23 protein-coding genes are annotated in these 19,483 nt (G+C 73.4%); 13 read left to right on the top strand and 10 right to left on the bottom strand.

Annotated features, from left to right (window positions below; translation table 11 throughout):
• The first annotated feature begins 46 nt into the window (after window positions 1–46).
• Window positions 47–505: a MarR family winged helix-turn-helix transcriptional regulator gene (locus BLV05_RS15575; protein ID WP_046769845.1), complete on the top strand. Its 459-nt coding sequence runs from the start codon at window positions 47–49 to the stop codon at window positions 503–505.
• Window positions 506–515: 10 nt separating this feature from the next.
• On the opposite strand, the gene BLV05_RS15570 is transcribed toward BLV05_RS15575, so the two are convergent.
• From BLV05_RS15570 to BLV05_RS15530, 9 genes are read right to left on the bottom strand one after another with little or no spacing between them, the layout of a single operon-like run.
• Window positions 516–1,301, bottom strand: coding sequence for an isoprenyl transferase (locus BLV05_RS15570; protein WP_082155380.1), 786 nt, complete (start codon window positions 1,299–1,301; stop codon window positions 516–518).
• Window positions 1,298–2,026, bottom strand: coding sequence for a DNA repair protein RecO (gene recO, locus BLV05_RS15565; RefSeq protein ID WP_046769847.1), 729 nt, complete (start codon window positions 2,024–2,026; stop codon window positions 1,298–1,300). The genes BLV05_RS15570 and recO overlap by 4 nt, the downstream gene beginning before the upstream one ends.
• Window positions 2,027–2,077: 51 nt before the next feature.
• Window positions 2,078–2,857 (bottom strand): sulfite exporter TauE/SafE family protein, encoded by a 780-nt coding sequence (locus tag BLV05_RS15560; protein ID WP_046769848.1) that lies wholly within the window; start codon window positions 2,855–2,857, stop codon window positions 2,078–2,080.
• A gap of 22 nt (window positions 2,858–2,879) precedes the next feature.
• The gene (locus BLV05_RS15555) at window positions 2,880–3,596 is read right to left on the bottom strand and encodes a GntR family transcriptional regulator (protein WP_082155381.1); all 717 of its coding nucleotides are present in this window, start codon (window positions 3,594–3,596) and stop codon (window positions 2,880–2,882) included.
• 3 nt (window positions 3,597–3,599) lie between these two features.
• Complete coding sequence (locus tag BLV05_RS15550) at window positions 3,600–4,085, bottom strand: PTS system mannose/fructose/N-acetylgalactosamine-transporter subunit IIB (protein WP_046769849.1); 486 nt, start codon at window positions 4,083–4,085, stop codon at window positions 3,600–3,602.
• A gap of 11 nt (window positions 4,086–4,096) precedes the next feature.
• Window positions 4,097–5,278, bottom strand: a complete 1,182-nt coding sequence (nagA, locus tag BLV05_RS15545; RefSeq protein WP_046769850.1) for an N-acetylglucosamine-6-phosphate deacetylase — start codon at window positions 5,276–5,278, stop codon at window positions 4,097–4,099.
• A gap of 8 nt (window positions 5,279–5,286) precedes the next feature.
• Window positions 5,287–6,138 carry a PTS system mannose/fructose/sorbose family transporter subunit IID gene (locus BLV05_RS15540; RefSeq protein WP_046769851.1) on the bottom strand — a complete coding sequence of 284 codons (852 nt, stop codon included), beginning with the start codon at window positions 6,136–6,138 and terminating at the stop codon, window positions 5,287–5,289.
• 13 nt (window positions 6,139–6,151) lie between these two features.
• A complete protein-coding gene (locus tag BLV05_RS15535) occupies window positions 6,152–6,916 on the bottom strand; it encodes a PTS mannose/fructose/sorbose/N-acetylgalactosamine transporter subunit IIC (protein WP_052762644.1) in 765 nt (254 codons plus the stop codon).
• Window positions 6,913–7,335, bottom strand: coding sequence for a PTS sugar transporter subunit IIA (locus BLV05_RS15530; RefSeq protein ID WP_082155383.1), 423 nt, complete (start codon window positions 7,333–7,335; stop codon window positions 6,913–6,915). The genes BLV05_RS15535 and BLV05_RS15530 overlap by 4 nt, the downstream gene beginning before the upstream one ends.
• Window positions 7,336–7,464: 129 nt before the next feature.
• Between BLV05_RS15530 and BLV05_RS15525 the strand changes: the two genes are divergently transcribed.
• From BLV05_RS15525 to BLV05_RS15515, 3 genes are all read left to right on the top strand, one after another.
• Window positions 7,465–9,501, top strand: coding sequence for a TPM domain-containing protein (locus BLV05_RS15525; protein WP_197683669.1), 2,037 nt, complete (start codon window positions 7,465–7,467; stop codon window positions 9,499–9,501).
• Between the two features lie 61 nt (window positions 9,502–9,562).
• Window positions 9,563–10,297 (top strand): PspA/IM30 family protein, encoded by a 735-nt coding sequence (locus BLV05_RS15520; protein WP_046769854.1) that lies wholly within the window; start codon window positions 9,563–9,565, stop codon window positions 10,295–10,297.
• 108 nt (window positions 10,298–10,405) lie between these two features.
• A complete protein-coding gene (locus BLV05_RS15515) occupies window positions 10,406–10,900 on the top strand; it encodes a pyridoxamine 5'-phosphate oxidase family protein (protein ID WP_046769855.1) in 495 nt (164 codons plus the stop codon).
• A gap of 16 nt (window positions 10,901–10,916) precedes the next feature.
• Here BLV05_RS15515 and BLV05_RS15510 read toward each other — a convergent pair whose 3' ends face one another.
• Window positions 10,917–11,762, bottom strand: coding sequence for a LysR family transcriptional regulator (locus BLV05_RS15510; RefSeq protein WP_046769856.1), 846 nt, complete (start codon window positions 11,760–11,762; stop codon window positions 10,917–10,919).
• Window positions 11,763–11,978: 216 nt separating this feature from the next.
• Here BLV05_RS15510 and BLV05_RS35810 point away from each other — a divergent pair, with 216 nt between their 5' ends.
• The 9 genes from BLV05_RS35810 to BLV05_RS15470 all read left to right on the top strand — a co-directional run bounded on the left by BLV05_RS35810 (window position 11,979) and on the right by BLV05_RS15470 (window position 19,472).
• On the top strand, window positions 11,979–12,116 hold the full coding sequence (locus BLV05_RS35810) for a hypothetical protein (protein WP_157524257.1): 138 nt from the start codon (window positions 11,979–11,981) through the stop codon (window positions 12,114–12,116).
• A gap of 111 nt (window positions 12,117–12,227) precedes the next feature.
• Window positions 12,228–13,745 (top strand): ABC transporter substrate-binding protein, encoded by a 1,518-nt coding sequence (locus BLV05_RS15505; protein ID WP_052762646.1) that lies wholly within the window; start codon window positions 12,228–12,230, stop codon window positions 13,743–13,745.
• 4 nt (window positions 13,746–13,749) lie between these two features.
• Window positions 13,750–14,703 (top strand): ABC transporter permease, encoded by a 954-nt coding sequence (locus BLV05_RS15500; protein WP_046769857.1) that lies wholly within the window; start codon window positions 13,750–13,752, stop codon window positions 14,701–14,703.
• The gene (locus BLV05_RS15495) at window positions 14,700–15,581 is read left to right on the top strand and encodes an ABC transporter permease (protein ID WP_063932581.1); all 882 of its coding nucleotides are present in this window, start codon (window positions 14,700–14,702) and stop codon (window positions 15,579–15,581) included. Before BLV05_RS15500 ends, BLV05_RS15495 begins: the two co-directional genes overlap by 4 nt.
• Window positions 15,556–16,404 (top strand): ABC transporter ATP-binding protein, encoded by an 849-nt coding sequence (locus tag BLV05_RS15490; RefSeq protein ID WP_046769858.1) that lies wholly within the window; start codon window positions 15,556–15,558, stop codon window positions 16,402–16,404. Before BLV05_RS15495 ends, BLV05_RS15490 begins: the two co-directional genes overlap by 26 nt.
• Complete coding sequence (locus BLV05_RS15485) at window positions 16,401–17,204, top strand: ABC transporter ATP-binding protein (protein ID WP_046769859.1); 804 nt, start codon at window positions 16,401–16,403, stop codon at window positions 17,202–17,204. The genes BLV05_RS15490 and BLV05_RS15485 overlap by 4 nt, the downstream gene beginning before the upstream one ends.
• Window positions 17,201–18,313, top strand: a complete 1,113-nt coding sequence (locus tag BLV05_RS15480) for an LLM class flavin-dependent oxidoreductase (protein ID WP_046769860.1) — start codon at window positions 17,201–17,203, stop codon at window positions 18,311–18,313. Before BLV05_RS15485 ends, BLV05_RS15480 begins: the two co-directional genes overlap by 4 nt.
• Complete coding sequence (locus BLV05_RS15475; RefSeq protein WP_046769861.1) at window positions 18,310–18,756, top strand: cupin domain-containing protein; 447 nt, start codon at window positions 18,310–18,312, stop codon at window positions 18,754–18,756. The genes BLV05_RS15480 and BLV05_RS15475 overlap by 4 nt, the downstream gene beginning before the upstream one ends.
• Window positions 18,753–19,472, top strand: a complete 720-nt coding sequence (locus tag BLV05_RS15470) for an alpha/beta hydrolase (protein WP_046769862.1) — start codon at window positions 18,753–18,755, stop codon at window positions 19,470–19,472. The genes BLV05_RS15475 and BLV05_RS15470 overlap by 4 nt, the downstream gene beginning before the upstream one ends.
• Window positions 19,473–19,483 lie beyond the last annotated feature (11 nt).

Raw genomic sequence — 19,483 nt, 5'->3', positions numbered from 1 at the left:
TGCCGGACATGTACGGATAAGTCGTCGGTGCTTCAGAGGAGCTGTCATGAACGCGTCGGAGGGGCCCGCGGAGCGGCACCCCATCGGGTACTGGCTCAAACTGGTCGATCGGCTGATCGACCAGGGGTTCGACGCCGTCCTCGGCAGCGCCGCCGTCACGCCGCGGCACTGGCAGATCCTCAACCTGCTCGAGACCGGCCCGGCCACCTACGCCGAGATCGACGACGAGGCAGCGCTGTACCTCGCGCCGCACATGCCCACCGTCCGCCCCGTGGTCGACGACCTCTGCAACCGCGGCTGGGCCACGCCCGTCACCCCCGACCGCGTCACGCTGACCGAGACCGGCGTGAAGGCGCTCACCGACATCCAGTCGCGCGTCGGCGCCGACCGGCAGCGGATCACCGAGGGCATCACCGACGACGAGTACCGCGCCGCCGTCGAGGTGCTGGCGCGCATGGCCACCAACCTGGGCTGGCGCGAAGAGCGCGACATGGGCCCGGTCTGACGGCGGCCGGTCACACCGCGGGCGCGGCCGGGTCGGCTCCCCCGTAGCGGCGGTCGCGCCGGGCGTACGTCTCGATCGCCGCCCACAGCTTGCGCCGGTCGAAGTCGGGCCACAGCGTGTCGAGGAACACCATCTCCGCGTACGCCGACTGCCACAGCATGAAGTTCGACGTGCGCTGCTCTCCCGACGGCCGGACGAACAGGTCGACGTCGGGGAGGTCGGGGTTGTAGAGGTAGCGGGCGAGGGTCCGCTCGTTCACCTTGGCCGGCCGCAGCCGGCCGGCGGCGACGTCGGCGGCCAGCGCGGCGGCTGCGTCGCCGAGCTCGGCCCGGCCGCCGTAGTTGACGCAGAACTGCAGCGTGATGACGTCGTTGCCGCGGGTACGCTGCTCGGCGTCCTGCAGCTCGTCGATGACGCTCTTCCACAGCCGCGGCCGGCGCCCGGCCCACCGGATGCGCACGCCGAGCGCGTCGAGCTCGTCGCGGCGGCGCCTGATGACGGTGCGGTTGAAGCCCATGAGGAACCGCACCTCCTCAGGCGAGCGGCGCCAGTTCTCCGTCGAGAACGCGTACACGGACAGGTGCCGCACGCCGATCTCGATGGCGCCGTGGATGACGTCGAGCAGGACCGCCTCGCCGGCCTCGTGGCCCTTGGTGCGGGGCAGCCCGCGCGCGTTGGCCCAGCGGCCGTTGCCGTCCATGACGAGCGCGACGTGCGCGGGCACCAACTCGGCCGGGATGGGCGGCGGGACGGCTCCGGACGGGTGCGGGGTGGGCGGGGTGTAGGTGCGCTTCACCGTTCCACCAGGCCGAGCGAGCGCAGCCCGCGTTCCAGGTGCCACTGCAGGAAAGCGGCGGTGATGCCGCTGGCCTCGCGCCGAGCCCGCGGCGCGCTGGCGTCGGCGACCGGCCAGTCGCCGCTGAGCAGCGCCGCGAGCAGCGCGACGGTGTCGCCGGACGGCGCGACCGTGCCGGACGGGCGGCACGACCCGCACACCATGCCGCCGGCTTGTACTGAGAACAGCCGGTGCGGCCCGTGGGCGTCGCAACGCGCGCAGTCCTCGAAGCTGGGCGCGAACCCGGCGACGGACAGCCCGCGAAGCAGGAACGCGTCGAGCACCAGCCCGGGATCGTGCGTGGCGCCGGCCAGCGTCCGCAGCGCACCCACCAGCAGCAGGTACTGCTGGACGGCCGGCTCGCGCTCCTCGGCGGACAGCCGCTCGGCGGTCTCGAGCATGGCGGTGCCCGCGGTGTAGCGGCCGTAGTCGTCGGTGATGCTCATGCCGTACGGCGCGATGGTCTCGGCCTGCGTAACGATGTCGAGCGTGCGCCCGGTGGCGAACTGGCAGTCGACGTGCATGAACGGCTCGAGCCGCGCGCCGAACCTGCTGGTGGTGCGCCGCACGCCCTTGCCGACGGCCCGGATGCGGCCGTTGTTCCTGGTGAGTAGCGTGACGATGCGGTCGGCCTCGCCCAGCTTCTGGGTGCGCAGGACGACGCCTTCATCACGGTAGAGCGGCACGCGACCTCCTGACCTGCGCTCACGTCGCCTCCACCTTAGTCCGTGCCACCGTCAGTCCAGCAGCTCGTGGCCCAGCGACACGACGGCGACCACGATGATGAGGCCGCGCAGCACCCAGTTGGGCAGCGCCTTGGCGAGCCGGCCGCCGGTGTAGCCGCCGATGGTGGCGCCGACCGCCATGACGGCGACGGCGAGCCACTCGACGTCGGCGTGGCCGAGGAAGTAGGCGATGGTGAAGCCGGTCGCGGCGGTGACGTTGACCGTCAGCGTCAGCAGGTTCTTGATGCCGTTGGTCGCGTTCAGCGGCCGGCCGCTGAACGCGCTCAGCGCGCCGAGCAGCAGGATGCCCTGGGCGGCGGCGAAGTAGCCGCCGTAGATGGAGCAGCCGAGGATCGAGACGCGCAGGCCGAGGCTGCCGAACGGGTTGTCGTCCGACCGCGACGCCGCCCGAGCGCGGGCCATGGCGGCCAGCCAGGGCTGGACGATGACCAGGACGAGCGCGAACCCGATGAGGATCGGCACGATGACGTCGAGGGCGTCTGAGCTGGTGGTGAGGAGGAGGACGGAGCCGACGACGGCGCCTCCGACGGAGATGTAGCGCAGGCTGCGGATGTGCATGCGGTCCTCGCGCAGCTCCTTGCGGTAGGCGAGGGTGCCGCCGAGGGCCGAGGTGACCATGGCGATGGTGTTGGTGGTGACGGCGGCGGCGGGGTCCAGTCCGAGGGCCAGCAGGACCGGCAGGGTGACGAGGGAACCGGAGCCGACGGCCCCATTGATCGATCCGGCCGCCAGGGCGGCGAGCAGCAGCAGGCAGAGCTCGATTGCGGACATGACTCTCTTTCAGCCGGTGCAGCTAGTGACCGGTGAACTCCAGCAGGTCCCTGGAGTGGTCGATGTGGGTCAGCATGAGGTCGTGGGCGAGGCCGGGGTCGCGCGCCGCGACGGCGTCGAGGATGGCCCGGTGCTCGGCCCACGAGGACGGCGCCCGGTTGCTGATGATGGTGGCCAGGTACCAGCCGGCCCGGCGCTCGAGGTCGGCCAGCAGCGCCAGCGAGACGCGGTTGCCGCCGATCTCGGTGATGGTCCGGTGGAAGGCGCGGTTCAGCTCGATCAGCCGCCGCGGGTCCTCCTTGCGCTGCGACGCCGCGTGCCCCTCGGCGTAGATGGCTTCCAGCCGCCGAACACCGTCGTCGTCGACGTGCTGGGCGGCCAGGCGGCAGCTGTCGGACTCGAGCAGCGCGCGGACGTGGAAGACCTCGCGCGCCTCGCGGGCGGTCGGCTCGTGGACGAACGCCCCGCGTCCGGCCCGCAGGTCGACGAACCCGGCGACGGACAGCGACTGGAGCGCCTCGCGCACCGGCTGGCGGCTCACGCCGAGCAGCTCGGCCAGCGACTCCTCGGCCAGGTGCTCGCCCGGTGCCAGCCGGCCGAAGACGATCAGCTCCTCCACGGCCTGGCGGACCTGCTCGCGCAGGCTGGCCCGGCGCATGACGGGGACGTCGCCCGGGGACAGCGGCCCGGCCGTGCCGACCGTGCCGGCCCGGGTGTCGAGGGAGTCGGAGGCGGCCATGGCTCAGAGTGGCAGGTCGGCGACGAGCTTGCCGAGGTCGGTGCGGGCGGCGCCGGGCAGCCACTGGGCCTCGAGGTGGACGCCCTTCGCCGACAGCTCGCGCCAGATGGCGATCTCGTCGTCGGTGGCGTGCACCTCTTTGGTCAGCCGCCGGCGGCCCGGGCCGGTGTGCACGTTGCCGACGTTCACCTCGGTCATCTTCAGGCCGGCGTCGTAGAGCGCCTTCAGCTCGGCCGGGCCCTTGACCACGACGATCGTCTTGACGTCGGAGGTGGACTGCTCGACGATGCGGGCGGAGTCGGCGATGGTCAGGATGTCGGCTCGAACGCCGGCCGGCACCGCGAGCAGCATCAGGTTCTTCTGCGTCGGGTTCGCCGCCGTGGGGTCGTCGGCCACCAGGATCTGCTGGATCCCCAGCGCCTGGGTCCATCCCATGACGACCTGGCCGTGGATCAGCCGGTCGTCGACGCGGATCAGAGCGATGTCCATCTCGTTCCTCTCTAGGGCCTTTCCCATTGTCCATGCACGATCGTGTGGGTGATCGTCGCCTCCTCGTCGAGGACGATCAGGTCGGCCCGCCGCCCGGCGGCGACGACGCCCCGGTCGGTGAGCCCCAGGGAGCGGGCCGGGTTGCGCGCGGCCGCGTTCAGCACCACCGGCAGCGGCACACCGGCCGCGAGCAGCACGCGGACGCCGTCGATCAGCGTGGACGTGCTGCCGGCGATGCCGCCGGACGGGGTGAAGGCGCGGCCGCCGGTGACCCGCACCGCCGTGCCGTCCCAGCGGTGGTGGTCGCCGTCGGGCAGGCCGGAGACGTCGGTGCCGTCGCTGACGAGCATCAGGCGCTCCCGCACGCCGGGCAGCGCCGCGAGCGCGCCGATCAGCTCGGGCGCGACGTGCAGGCCGTCGGCGACGATCTCGAGGTACACCGACGGGTCGGCGAGCAGCGCCGGCACCGGTCCGGGGTTGCGGTGATGGATCGGCGGCATCGCGTTGAACAGGTGCGTGGCCCGCCGGGCGCCCCAGCCGATCGCGGCGGCGGCCTGCTCGAACGTCGCGGCGGTGTGTCCGACGGACACCCGCACGCCGGCCGCGGTCAGCCGCCGCACGGCGGACTCGGCGTGCGGGAGCTCCGGCGCGATCGTGCAGATCCGCAGGGCCGGGCCCGCGGCGTCGAGCAGCGCGGCGACCCGCGCCGGCGCCGGCTCGACCAGGTTCTCCTGCTGGTGGACGCCGCGGAAGTCGGGGCTCAGGAACGGCCCCTCCAGGTGGATGCCGAGCAGGTCGGCGCCGTCCGCGCCGTCCGCGCCGGTCGGCCCGGTCAGCGCGGCCAGCCCGCGCACCGACCGCAGGATCCGGTCGAACGGCACCGACGCGGTGGTCGCGACGAACGACGTGACGCCGGCCGCGCGCAGCCGGCGCCCGATCGCCCGCACCGACTCCACGTCGGCGCTCATGACGTTGAACCCGAGACCGCCGTGCACGTGCGTGTCGACGAAGCCCGGCGCGACGATGCGCCCGTCCAGGCCGACCCGCCGCACGCCGGGCGCAAGCCCGCTGCCGTCGGCCGGGCCCACGCCCGCGATCAGGCCGGCCCGGACGTGGACGGCGCCCGGCTCCAGCCGGCCGTCGGGCAGCAGCACCCGCGCGCCGGTCAGCACGTACTCGTCGGTCCCCGTCATGGCGCGGCTCAGCCCAGGATGCCGAAGTAGCCCAGCACCAGGCCGACCACCAGCGTGCCCAGCAGCACCCAGATCGGCGAGACCCGGCGGCGGATCAGCGCGTAGACGATCAGCGTCGCGGTCAGCGGCAGCAGCGCCGGCAGCACCAGGTCGAGCTGGTCCTGCAGCGCGATGGTCTGCTCGCCGCTGGTGTAGGACCACGGCGTGGTGACGTTCAGCAGCGTCGCCACCAGCGCGCCGGTGACCGCGAGCCCCACGATTGTCGCGCCCTGCTTGATCTGGTCGACCTGCGCGGGCGAGAGCTTCTCGAAGAACTGCATGCCGGTGCGGTAGCCGGTCGCCGTGCCGCCGACCCGCATGAGCACCTGGATGGCCAGCAGCGCCAGGAAGAAGATGATCGGCCCGGCGATGTTGCCGTCGATGGCCAGCCCGGCGCAGACCGCCGCCAGGATGGGCCGGATGGTGCCGAAGATCAGCGAGTCGCCGATGCCGGCCAGCGGCGCCATCAGCCCGACCTTGACGGAGTTGATGGCCTCGTCGTTCAGCTCGGTAGCGCCCCTGGCGCGCTGCTGCTCCATCGACGCGGTGACGCCGGCGATCGGGCCGACCACCCACGCGTTGGTGTTGAAGTACACCAGGTGCCGCTGGTAGGCGGCGGCGCGGTCGACCGGGTCGGGGTACAGCCGGTCCAGCGTCGGGCGCATCATCCACCAGAACCCGAGGTTCTGGAACCGTTCGTAGTTGAACCCGCCCTGCAGCAGCAGGCCGCGCCAGGTCAGCCGCCGGATCTCGCGGCGCTGCTCGTCCGGCCCGTCCTGCACCTCGGGGGCTGTGGTGGTGGTCGTGGTGTTCTCGGTCATGTCTGTCCTCCGCTCAGATCAGCGCCGACGACTGCGGGCTCGACGGCGTCTGCGGCGTGCGGTTGCGCAGGATGGTGACGACCAGCGCGGTCGCGATGATGGCGACGCCGATCACCGTGAAGTCGGTGAACGCCGCGAGGGCGAACCCGGCGAAGAAGATCGGGAACAGCGCCTTGTTGTAGAGCACCGACAGCAGGATCCCGAAGCCGACCGCGGGCAGCATCGCCGCGGACGTGTTCAGCGCGTTCTGGACGTCGTCGCTCAGCGCGGAGAGCACGCCCTCCAGCGCGTTGGCGCCGAACTGGAGCACCAGGAAGGTCGGCACGAAGTACGCGAGGAAGTGGATCGCATTGCCGATCCAGATGATCCCCACGATCGTCCGTCCTCGTGCTTGTGCGGCGGCCGCGTCGGCGCGGTGCACCAGGAACGAGCAGACGGTCTTCGCGAACAGCTCGCAGAAGGTGCCGAGCACCGCCGCGGGGACCGCCGCCACCAGCGCCGTCTCGGCACCCTGGCCGGCGGAGATGGCCAGCGCCGTGCCGACGGCCGCGCCGATGGCCACGTTCGGCGGCGCGGTGCCGCCGAAGGTCGCGGCGCCGATGAAGATCAGCTCCAGGGTGCCGCCGACGATCAGCCCGGTCTCCAGGTCGCCGGCGATCAAGCCGACGGCGGGACCGAGGATGATCGGCCGTTCCAGCTGCGGGTCGCCGAGGATGCGGCGCGCCAGGTAGGCCAGAGCCACCACCAGCGCGATGAGGAACGCCTGCCACAGCGTCATGAGACGCCTCCTTCCGGCCGGACGAGGGTGCCGGCGTCGCGGATTCCGTCCTGTCCCGCCGTGACGGCGCGGGCGGCCAGCTCCGGCGCGGTCGCGGCGCCCGCGCTCAGCGCGAGGTCGATCAGCATGGGCAGGTTGGCGCCGGTGACGACGTCCGCCCGGCCCGCCGCCGCCTCGGTCAGCGCCACGCGCGCGGGCGATCCGCCGAGGACGTCGGCCAGGATCAGCACCCGGCCCGGCTCACCCGCGGGGTTCGCCCGGTCGATCGCGGCGCCGACCCGCTCGGTCAGCTCCTCGACGCCGGACCCCACCGGGAAGTCGATGGCCTGCACGTTCTCGGTCGAGCCGACGATCATCCGCGCCGTCTCGACCAACGACGTAGCGAACGAGCCGTGGCCCGTCACGACGATAGTTGTCATCCATACTGCATACAGTATGGAGAGAGCGCGTCGCAACTCGTGCCGTACGGACCCGGCGGCGTGGCGCGCCGCCGGTGAATCCGCCCGAACTGATTGTGCGACCGCGTCTCACCAGGCAAGATGGCCCTCGTGACTGCCACGCGTTGGCGGGGGTGGGTAACGCTCGGCGTCGTCGCGTTCGTCTCACTCCTCGCCGCCGGACCGGCATCGGCCGAGCCGCCGTTCAACGTGCCGGGAATGATCACGGACCGCGCCGGTGCGCTCTCCGGCGACGACGACGAGCGCATCCAGGACTCGTTCGACCGGCTGACCGACGAGTCGGGGCTGCAGCTGTTCGTGGTCTATGTCGACTCCTTCGACGGCCTGGACGGCCAGACCTGGGCCAACGAGACCGCCACCGCCTCCGGCCTCGGCACCGACGACATCCTGCTCGCGGTCGCCGTCGAGGACCGGTCGTTCGGGATCTCGGTCACCGACGAGCTGGACCTCACCGACGAGCAACTGGACGACGTCCGGCAGAACGACATCCGCCCGGCGCTGAGCGACGAGGACTGGGCCGGCGCCGCCATCGCCGGAGCCGACGGGTACCGCGAGGCGGCCACCGGCTCGGGCGGCGGCTCGGCCACGCCCTGGGTGGTCGGCGGCGTGGCGGTGGTCGGCGTGGGCGCGGCCGGCTGGTGGGTCCTGCGCCGGCGCAGGCGCGCTCAGAACGGCGTCGCGACGGGGCCGGACGGCCAGCCGCTGGACGAGCTGGCTGGGCTGTCGCTGGACGAGCTCGACAAGCGCGCCAGCGGGGCACTGGTCGACATCGACGACGCGTTGAAGACGTCCGAGCAGGAGCTGGGGTTCGCCCAGGCGCAGTTCGGCATCGAGGCGACCACCGAGTTCGGCGCGGTGCTGGAGCAGGCGAAGACCGACGTCGCCGGAGCGTTCACGCTACGCCAGCGGCTCGACGACGCCGAGCCCGAGACCGAGCAGCAGGCCCGGGCGATGACCACCCAGATCATCGTGACCTGCCGCGACGTCAGCGACGCGCTGGACGCCCAGGCGGACGCGTTCGACCAGCTGCGCGACCTGCACGCCCGCGTCCCCCAGGTGCTGGACGAGACCGCCCAGCGCGCGACCGAGGTCGAGCAGCGGCTGCCCGCCGCCCGGGCCCAGCTCGAGCAGCTCGCGCTCGGCTATCCCCCGACCGCGCTGGCCTCGGTGAGCGCGAACCCGGACCAGGCCGGCCGCCTCCTGACCGCGGCCCAGGAAGCCGTCGCCGCCGGCAAGCGGTCGCTGGAGTCCGACGACCGCGCGGCCGCCGTCGCCCAGGCGCGCGCCGCCGAGGACGCCGTCGGGCAGGCGGCCAAGCTGCTCGACTCCGTCGCCGGCGCCAAGGACGAACTGGAGACCGCCGCCCAGCGCATCGGCACTGCCATCGAGTCGGTGTCGCAGGACATCGCCGACGCCGCCCGGCTGGCGCCGTCCGACCCGGCCGTCACCGCCGCCAGTGCGGCCGCCCAGCAGGCCGTCGCCGCCGGTCGCGACGCCGCGCAGGGCGACCCGCTGGCCGCCCTCCGGCAACTCGCCGACGCCGAGACGAAACTGGACGACCTGCTCGCCCCGGTGCGGGCCGCCGCCGAGGAGGCCGAGCGCGCCCGTACCGCCCTGAACGAGACGCTGGGCCGGGTGACGTCGCAGGTCAAGGCCGTCAACGACTTCATCGAGACGCGGCGCGGCGCGGTCGGCACCGAGGCCCGGACCCGGCTGTCGGAGGCGGCACGGCACCTCTCGCAGGGCCAGTCGCTCGCGTCGTCGGACCCCGCGGCCGCCCTCGACGCCGTCACGCGCGCGGACGAGCTGTCGCGGCAGGCGCAGCAGCTGGCCGAGCAGGACGTCCAGCAGTGGGAGCGGCAGCAGCGCGGTGCGCAGGGCGGCGGGACCGACCTCGGCTCGCTGATCCTCGGCGGCATCCTCATCAACTCGATGGGCCGTGGCGGCGGGATCTTCGGCGGCGGCTCCGGCGGTGGGTTCGGCGGCGGCTCCGGCGGCGGCTCCGGCGGCGGCTCCGGCGGCGGCTTCGGCCGGAGCTCCGGCGGCGGTTCCGCGGGCCGCCGCTCGCCGGGCAGTTTCGGAGGGGGCGGCACCCGGGGTCGCCGGGGAGGCGGTGGGCGCTTCTGACTCTGCGGTTCGACACATCCGATTCGCGGCTCCGCGGGGGGCCAGGAACGAAGGACACACCATGGCTGAGAAGCAATCGATCCTCGGACGCATCTCCCAACTGGCCAAAGCCAACATCAACTCGCTGCTCGACCGCGCCGAGGATCCTGAGCTGATGCTCGACCAGATGGTGCGCGACTACACCAGCAACATCGCCGAGGCCGAGCAGGCCGTCGCGCAGACCATCGGCAACCTCCGGCTGGCCGAGCAGGACCACGCCGAGGACGTCCGGGCCGCCGGCGAGTGGGGCAGCAAGGCGCTCGCCGCCTCGCAGCGCGCCGACCAGCTGCGGGCGAGCGGCAACACCGCGGACGCCGACAAGTTCGACAACCTCGCCAAGGTGGCCATCGGCAAGCAGATGGCCGCCGAGAGCGAGGCCAGGACCGCCGAGCCGATGATCGCCTCGCAGCGCGAGGTGGCCGAGAAGCTCAAGGCCGGGCTGATCAGCATGAAGGACAAGCTCTCCGACCTCAGGAACAAGCGCGACGAGCTGGTCGCGCGGGCCAAGAGCGCCCAGGCGCAGGCCCAGGTGCAGGACGCCGTCAAGTCCATCGACATCTTCGACCCGACCAGCGAGGTCTCCCGGTTCGAGGAGAAGGTGCGACGCGAGGAGGCGCAGGTCGCCGGCGCCGCCGAGGTCGCGGCGTCGTCCATCGACATGCAGTTCGAGGAGCTCGAGGACACCGCGGCGTCGGTGGAGATCGAGGCCCGGCTGGCCGAGCTGAAGGGCGGCCAGGCGCCGGCCATCGGCAGCTGACGCCCGGACGTCGTCGAACCGCAGGCCGGGGCACGGTTACCGCGCGGTGCCCCAGGCACTGTGAAGTGCCGTCTTCCGCTCCGGCCTGCGGCGTTCGACGATGACGGTGTGAGCACCGCGTTCGCCGCCCTCAGGCCCGACTTCGACGACATCCTCCGCAGCATCGTCTACCCCACCATGACCACCGTCGACGGGCAGCACCGGCCGCGCACCCGCGTCCTGATCCCCGTCTGGGAGGTGGTCGACGGCGCGCCGCTGGGCTGGCTGGCCACGTACCCGACGCCGGTGAAGGTCGCGCACCTCGCCGCGAACCCGCACACGACGTTCTCGTACTGGAGCGCCGCACAGAACACCGTCGCCGTCGACACGGTGGCCACCTGGGTGGACGACCCCGCGGTGAAGCGGCGGGTGTGGAAGCTGTACGAGCAGGGCAGTCCGCGCGGCGTCGGCTACCCGCCGGGCCGGTTCTGGCCGGCGCCGGAGCACGACTCGTTCGGCGTGCTGCGACTGGAGCCGTACCGGGTCCAGGTGCTGCTCGGCCGCGACCTCGCCGCCGGGCGGCCGTCGCGCATCTGGACCCCGGCGACGGCCGCCCGTACGTGAACGTGCTCGGCCGGCGTCAGGGACCCGCGACCACCTGCGCCACGGCCGACGCAGCGACGGAGGCCAGCGACGACGGCGCACCGGCGCGGACCCGGATGCGCAGCGCCGTCGGCTCGATCGGCGGCAGGCCGGCCAGCGGCACCAGCCCCTCGGGCCGCCCGCCCACGCCCGCCAGCACCGCGACCCCGAGACCGGCCCGGGCCGCCGCCAGGATGCCCGCGAGGTACGCCGCCTCACAGGCGATGGCCGGCTCCCGCCCGGCCGCGCTGAGCGCCTCGACCGCCCGGCGCCGCAGGGCGCACGGCTCGTCGAACACCACCAGCGGCAGCGGCTCGCCGGGTGGCGGCAGCCGGAACGACGGCGCGGCGTACCAACGCAGCGGCAGCATGCCGGCGAACTCCCCGCGGTCGGCGCTGAGCACGACCGCGACGTCGACGCTGCCGTTGTCGACGGCCTGGGCGAGCCGGCCGCTACGGTCCAGCCGGAACCGGACCTGCCGCCGCGGGAACACGTTCCGCAGCGCCGTCGCGATCTCCGGCAGCAGCTGGTCGGCCGCGTGCTCGGAGGAGCCGACCACGATGACGCCGTCGGACGACTCGACGCCGAGCCGGCGCAGCGCCTCGTCGTGCGCGAAGAGGATGCGCCGGGCCTCGGCCAGCAGCGCCTCGCCCTCGGGGGTGAAGCGGCCGCGCCGCCCGTCGCGGACCACGAGCGGCCGGTCGAGCACCTTCTCCAGCTTGCGAACGTGCTGGCTGACCGCGGACTGGGTGATGTGCAGGGCGGCCGCGGCGCGGTGGAAGCCGCCGCACTCGGCGACGGCGACGAGGCTGCGCAGCGGCACGATGTCGAGGACCGCGCTCATGACATCAGTCGGTCGGCACACGCGGCGACGACTCCATCGCTCCATCCGGCGAACGGTCTCGACCGACGACTCGGCGGGACCTCCGGCCCCGCGTCGCCGTCGGTGCCGCATGAGCCTCCCTGGGCCGCGACCCCCGGACCGATCAGCGATCGCGATCGATCACGATCAGTATTCGGTGTTGGACAGATCGGGGCCGATCCCCCCAGAATCGTTCGCATGACCCCACTCCAGGACACCGCCACCGGCGAGCGGCTCGCTCGCACGGCGCTGCGGCACGTCCTGGAGCCGGCCCGCATCCTGACGGTCCGGCGCAGCGTCGACCTGCTGCGCACGGCCAGCGCGCTCTGTCGCTGAGCTCTCACTCCGGCACCACCTCGCTCGCCTGACGGCGGGCGGCCTCCTGCCGCCATGACCTAAAGCCTACTAAATCGATCGGCTTAGAGTTCTTCAACCGACGGAGCGCCCATGAAGAGCACCCGCATCCTGTCCGTCCTCACCGCCGCCCTACTCGTGCTGGCCGGCTGCGCGGGCGACAGCACCCCCACGAGCCAGAGCGGCGGCGAGACCAGCGGCGGCAGCCTCAGCTGGGGCTGGCACCTGCCGTCGACCTGGGACCCGGTGACGTCCACCGTCGGCCAGGACGTGCACGTGCTGTCCCTCGCCTACGCGGCCCTGACCAAGCAGGACGTCGACGGCAACGCTGCGCCGGCCCTGGCGGAGTCGTGGGAGTACAACGCCACCGGCGACGAGGTCACCTTCACCCTGCGCGAGGGGCTGACGTTCACCGACGGCACGCCGCTGGACGCCGAGGCGGTGCGGCACAGCCTGCTGCGCGGCCGCGACGCGCCGGACTCGACGATCGGCGCGCAGCTCGGGGTCGTCACCGACGTCCGGGTGGACAGCCCGACCGAGGTGACGCTGCTGCTCAACCAGCCCGACTACCAGATCCCGCTGCTGCTGTCGGGCAAGACCGGCATGATCGTCAGCCCGTCGGCGGTCGAGAACGACGTCGAAGGGCTCGCGACCGCACCGGTCGGCGCCGGGCCGTTCGCGCTGGACGAGTACGTGCCCGCATCGCACGCCACACTGCACAAGAACGAGGACTACTGGGACGCCGAGAGCATCCTGGTCGACGACTTCGAGCTGCGGGTGCCGCCGGACCCGACCGTCGCCGTCGCCGGCGTCCAGTCCGGCCAGTTCGACGTCGCCGTCATCCCGCCGGCACAGATCGAGGCGGCCCGCGCGGCCGGCCTCGAGGTGGACGTCATCGACGTGTTCACCGTGCGGGTGCTGGACGTCGACAACACCGTCGAGCCGTTCGACGACCCGCGCGTCACGCAGGCGATCAGCCACGCGATCAACCGGCAGGAACTGGTCGACGTCGCGTTCTTCGGCGAGGGCGACCCGAACTGGCAGCCGTTCCCGAGCGACTACCTCGCCTGGAACGAGCAGCTGGACGAGCTGTACACGTTCGACCAGGACCGCGCCCGCCAGCTGCTGGCCGAGGCCGGCTACCCCGACGGCGTCGCCGTCACGCTGACGACCCAAGCGGACAATGACCCGCTGGCCGAGCTGCTCCAGCAGCAGCTCCAGGAGGTCGGCATCGACGTGACGCTGGAGGTCGCGACGCCCGGCGCGAACAACTACGTGACCCGCCAGTACCCGTTCGTCGTCGACAGCTTCTCCGGCCGCGAGTCGCCACTGCAGGCGCTGGAGGTGCTGTTCGGGCCGGAGGGTCTGATGAACCTCGGCCGCAACGCGCCGCCGGAGATCCAGCAGGCCATCGACGTCGCCCGCGCCACCCCGCTGGAGGACCCCGGCTACGAGCAGGCCGTCCAGGACGCCGTCGCCGCCGCCGTCACCACGATGCCGAACACGTTCCTGTTCACCTGGCCGCGGATCTTCGCCCGCGACCCGTCCGTGCAGGGCTTCGAGCACTACATCGGCACCCAGCGGTTCGAGGGCGTCACGGTGGGGCGGTGACGGCGTGCGGGCACTCCACGCGGTCGGCCGGGCCGCACTGATCGCCGTTCCGGTGCTGCTGATCGCGACGTTCATCACGTTCGGGCTCGGCGCGCTGAGCGACCAGAACCCGGCCGCCGCGGCGATGGGCGAGACGGCGACGCAGGCCGACATCGACCGGCTCAACCACGAGTTCGGGCTGGACCGGCCGTTCCTGGAGCGGTACGTCACCTGGATCGCCGACGCGGTCACCGGCGACCTCGGCCGGTCCTGGTTCACCCACATCCCGGTCGCCGAGAGCATCGCGCAGCGGCTGCCGGTCAGCCTGTCGATCGCGGCGCTGGCGCTGCTGCTGGCAGTCGTGCTGGGCGCGGCGGCCGGCATCGGAGCGGCGCTCACCGCCGGCAGCTGGTTCGACCGGGCGGTGACGGCGGTGTGCGCGGCGCTGTCGACGATCCCGGCGTTCGTGGCCGGCATCGCGCTGATCGTGGTGTTCTCGGTGCTGGTGCCGGTCTTCCCGGCCGGCGGGTACGTGCCGCCGTCGCAGGGCGTCGGGCCGTGGCTGACGTACCTGATCCTGCCCGCGGTCGCGCTCAGCCTGGACAGCGCCGCCGACCTCGCCCGCCAGCTGCGCACCGGCCTGGTCGGGACGCTGCGGGAGAACTACGTGACCGGCGCCGTCGTCCGCGGCCTCGGCCCGCGCCGGGTGGTGTTCGGGCACGCGCTGCGCAACGGCGCGGGGCCGGCGCTCGCGGTGCTCGGGCTGCACGTGCCGCGGCTGATCGGCGGCGCCGTCATCACCGAGACGGTGTTCGCGATGCCCGGCCTCGGGCAGCTGGCCACGACCGGCGCGCTGCAGGGCGACGTGCCGGTCGTGCAGGGGACGCTGCTGGTGGCGATCGCGCTGGTGCTGGTCTCCAGCCTGGTCGTCAACGTGGCCCTGGCGCGGCTGCGGCCGGGATCGGGGCGGACGGTATGAGGGCGCTGCGGCTCACCGTCCGGCTGCGCTCCGCTCGGGTCGCGCTGGCCGTGCTCGGCGTGGTCGTCGTGCTGATCGTCGCCGGCGCGTGGCTGGCGCCGTACGACCCGCTGCACCAGGACACGGCGGCGGTCCTGGCCGGCCCGAGCGCGGAGCACTGGCTCGGCACCGACTATGTGGGCCGCGACGTGCTCAGCCGGCTGCTGGCCGGGTCGCGGCTGTCGGTGATCGCGGCGGCCGAGGCGGTCGGGCTGGGCCTGCTGCTCGGCGTGCTGCCCGGGCTGGCGTCGGTGTACTTCGGCCGGGTCTTCGAGTGGCTGTCGCTGCGGGTGATGGACGGGCTGATGGCGCTGCCGTTCATCATCTTCGCGATCGCCGTGGCCGCGCTGCTGGGCAACGGGCTGCACCAGGCCATGTTCGCCGTCGGCGTGCTCATGGCGCCGTCGTTCTACCGGGTCACCCGGGCGGCGGCGATCGGGCTGCGGCAGGCGCAGTACGTCGAGGCGGCGACGTTGTTCGGCGCCACCCGCTGGCGGGTCGTCCGCACGCACGTCTGGCAGAAGGTGCTGCCGACGGTCGTCGTGACGACGGCGACGGCGATGGCCGGCGCGCTGCTGGTGGTGTCGTCGCTGACGTTCCTCGGCATCGGCGTCCAGCCGCCGGCGCCGACGTGGGGCGGCATGCTGGCCAGCGACCTCGGCTACCTCAGCCAGCGCCCGTTCGGCCCGGTCGCGCCGGCGCTGCTGATCATCGTCACCGTCGCCGCGCTGAACGCGCTGGCCGACGCCATCCGCGACGCCACCGGCGACGGTGCCCCGGCGTCCTCCGTCCCGGTCCCGCAGGAGGTCCTCGATGACGTCCCCGCTGCTCGAATCTGACCCGGCGACGGCGGCAGCGCCCGCCGCCGCTCCCCTGCTCTCCGTCGACGACCTGCACCTGAGCGCGGGCGCCCGCGAGCTGGTGCACGGCGTGAGCTTCGACCTCGCGCCCGGCGAGGCGATCGGCCTGGTCGGCGAGTCCGGCAGCGGCAAGACGCTGACCTGCCGAGCCATCCTGGGCGTCCCGCCACCGGGCGTCGCCGTCAGCGGCGGCACCGTCCGGCTGGCCGGCGACGACGTGGCGCACTACACGCGGCGGCAGTGGGACCGGGTTCGCGGGCCGCGGATCGCCGCGGTGTTCCAGGACCCGGCGTCGTACCTGAACCCGTCGCTGACGGTGGGCCGGCAGCTCACCGAGGTGCTGCGGGTGAAGAACGGCCTGCACCGCCGGGTGGCCAGGGCGCGCGCCGTCGAACTGCTCGCCTCGATGGGGCTGCACCGGCCCGAGCACGTCCACGACCAGTACCCGTACGAGCTGTCCGGCGGCATGTTGCAGCGCGTCCTCATCGCCATCGCGGTCTCCGGCGACCCGGACCTGCTGGTCGCCGACGAGGCGACGACGGCGCTCGACGTCACCGTCCAGGCCGAGGTGCTGGACCTGATCGCGGCGCTGCGGGCGGAGCGGCGGCTGTCGCTGCTGCTGGTGTCGCACGACCTCGCCGTGGTGGCGCAGTTGTGCGACCGCGTCGTCGTGCTGCGGGACGGGCGGGTGGTCGAGTCCGGGCCGACCCGGCAGGTGCTGGACGAGCCCGCCGACCCGTACACCCGCGCGCTGGTCGCCGACCACCGCGAGTACGGCCTGGACCGGCTGGTGGCCAGATGACCGCGGCACTGGAGGCCGACGGCATCGAGGTCTGGCTCGGCCGGCGGGCGAAGTCGCGGATCCTGCACGGCGTGGACCTGACCGCGCGGTCCGGCGAGATCGTCGGGCTGATCGGCGAGACCGGGTCCGGCAAGACCACCTTGGCCCGCACGATCGTCGGGCTGGCGCCGCTGCACGCCGGCACCGTGCGTGTCGGCGGCGAGCCGGTGTCCGGGCTGCGTGGCGCCGAGCTGCGGCGGTTCCGGCGCACCGGCCGCGTGCAGTACGTGTTCCAGGACCCGCTCCGCTCGCTCGACCCCGACGTGACGGTGCTCGACTCCGTCGCCGAGGGGCTGGCGATCCGTGGCGACGGCCGGCCCGCGGACCGGCGGGCGCGCGCCGTCGCCGCCTTGGAGCAGGTCGGGCTGGACCCGGCGCTGGGCGACCGGCTGCCCGGACGGCTCTCCGGCGGCCAGCGGCAGCGGGTCGCGATCGCCCGCGCGCTCGCCGTCGACCCCGCCGTGCTGCTGCTGGACGAGCCGGTCAGCGCGCTGGACGCGGCCAATCGCAACCACGTGCTGCGGGTGCTGGACCGGCTGCGGCGCGAGCGCGAGGTGGCAATCGTGATGATCTCGCACGACCTCGGCTCGCTGGCCGGCATCGCCGACCGCATCGTCGTCCTCTACCAGGGCCGGGTCGTCGAGGAGGGCCCGGCCGCGCGCGTCCTGCTGGAACCCGAAGACCCCTACACACAGCGGCTCATCGCCTCCGTCCCCAGCATCGACGGATCCCGTCCCGCCTACGCAAGGAGCACGAGATGACACTGGAAGTTCTCGGCATGGTCGGCACCAAGGAGGGCTCGGAGAGCCTCGGCTGGCGCCCCGGCCCGGTCGTCGACCCCGTCTACCTGCGCCGGTTCGCGCAGGCACACGAGCTGGCCGGCTTCGACCGGGTGCTGATCGGCTACAGCGCGTCCTCGCCGGACGGGTTCGCGATCGCCGCGAGCGTGCTGCACCAGACCGAGCGGCTGAAGGTCCTGATCGCGCACCGGCCGGGCTTCGTCCAGCCGACGCTGGTGGCCCGCAAGCTGGCCACGCTGGACCACCTGACCGGGGGCGGGCGCGTCGCGATCCACCACATCACCGGCGGCAGCGAGCAGGACCAGCAGCGCGACGGCGACTTCGTCGAGAAGGACGCGCGGTACCGGCGCACCGGCGAGTTCATCGAGGTGCTGCGCCGCACGCTGACGTCGGCCGAGCCGTTCGACCACGAGGGCGAGTTCTACCGGTACACCGGCGCGTTCAGCACGGTGAAGCCCGCGACGCCGGCCGGCATCCCGGTCTTCTTCGGCGGCCAGTCCGACGCCGCCGTCGAGACCGGCGCCCGGCACACCGACGTCTACATGCTGTTCGGCGAGCCGCTGGCGGCGACGGCGGAACGGATCGCGCTGATCCGGGCGCGCGCCGCCGAGCTGGGCCGGACGGTGGAGTTCAGCCTGTCGACCCGGCCGATCGTCGCCGACACCGAGGAGTCGGCCTGGGCCAAGGCGCGGCAGATCTACGCCGACGCCGTCGAGGTCAAGGAGAAGGCCGGCACCGACGACGGCTGGTGGGGGCCGCGCCGCCGCGGCACCGAGCGCAACGCCGTCTCGTCGAACCGGCTGCAGCAGCACGCCGAGATCAGCGACGTGCACGACGAGCGGCTCTGGTTCGGCATCACCAAGCTGTTCGGCCCGGCCGGCAACTCGACCGCGCCGGTCGGCACGCCGGAGCAGGTGGCCCAGGCGCTGCTGAAGTACTACGACCTCGGGGTCACGAAGTTCCTCATCCGCGGCTTCGACCCGGTCACCGACGTGCTGCGCTGGGGCGAGGACCTGCTGCCGCTGCTGCGCTCGGGCGCGGCGTCGCGGGCGGAGACGGCGGCGGCATGAGCGTCGACGAGGGCAACCGGGTCTGGCACGGCCGGCTGGAGCACGTGCGCGGCGCCGGGCTGTCGTCCGACACCGCCCAGACCTCCGGCATGCGGCGGTTCGAGGCGATCTCCGGCACGACGGTGGGCTCGTCGAAGCTCTGGATGGGCCGCACCGACGTCGCGCCCGCCACGAACTCCGGCGACCACCACCACGGCGAGGCCGAGACCGCCATCTACGTGAAGTCCGGGCACCCGGTGTTCGTCTTCGCCGACGGCGACCAGGAGATCCGGATCGAGACAGAGCCGGGCGACTTCGTGTTCGTGCCGCCGTACGTGCCGCACCGCGAGGAGAACCCGTCGCCGGACGAGGAGGCGGTCGTCGTGATCGCCCGCAGCACCCAGGAGGGGATCGTGGTCAACCTGCCCAGCCTCTGGGCCGGCCCCGAGGAGGCCGGCTCGTGAGCGTCGTCGAGGCGGCCCTCGGAGCCGCGCTGGCCTTCGACCCGCCGGCCGGGGTGACGGCGCGCGGCACCGTCGTCGTGCTGCCAGGCCGGGGCGAGCACGGCGGGGTGTACGAGCGGTTCGGCCGCCGGCTGGCCGCCGACGGGTACCGGGTGCGGGCGCTGGAGGAAGCGGCGGCGACGGCGGACGCTGCGGGCGCCGCCGTGGCGGCGGTGCTGACCACACCGGATCTCCCCCGGCCGTACGTGCTGGCCGGGTCCGACACCGGCGCGGTGCTGGCGCTGGCCGTGGCGGGGCCGCTCGGTGTGGACGCCGTCGTCGTCGCCGGGTACCCGGCCGCCGCGGGGTACGACGCCGGCTCCGTCGACGCCGAGATCGAGGCGCGGACGTCCTGCCCGGTGCATGCCGGCCGGCTCCGCGACGACCCGCGGTTCGCCGCCGCCGCGCTGGACGGACCGGTGCCGTCCGGCGTGCCGCTGGACTCCGTCGCGGTCCCGGTGCTGGCGGTGCACGGCGACGCCGACGCCGTCAGCCCGTATGCCGCCGCCCGGGCCGCGCTGTCCGCCGCCCCCGACGTCGTGCTGGTGACCCTGGCCGGCGGCCGGCACGACGCGTTCAACGACCGGTCCCATCGCACCGCCGCCGCCCACGTCGTGCTGTTCCTCGAGGACCTGCGCGCCGGTGCCGCCGTCGCAGCGTCCGAGGTTCTGGACTGATCCGAGGAGGA

This window comes from Jiangella alkaliphila (genome assembly GCF_900105925.1).
Taxonomy (GTDB): domain Bacteria; phylum Actinomycetota; class Actinomycetes; order Jiangellales; family Jiangellaceae; genus Jiangella; species Jiangella alkaliphila.
This window is presented reverse-complemented; position numbering and strand designations above follow the sequence as displayed.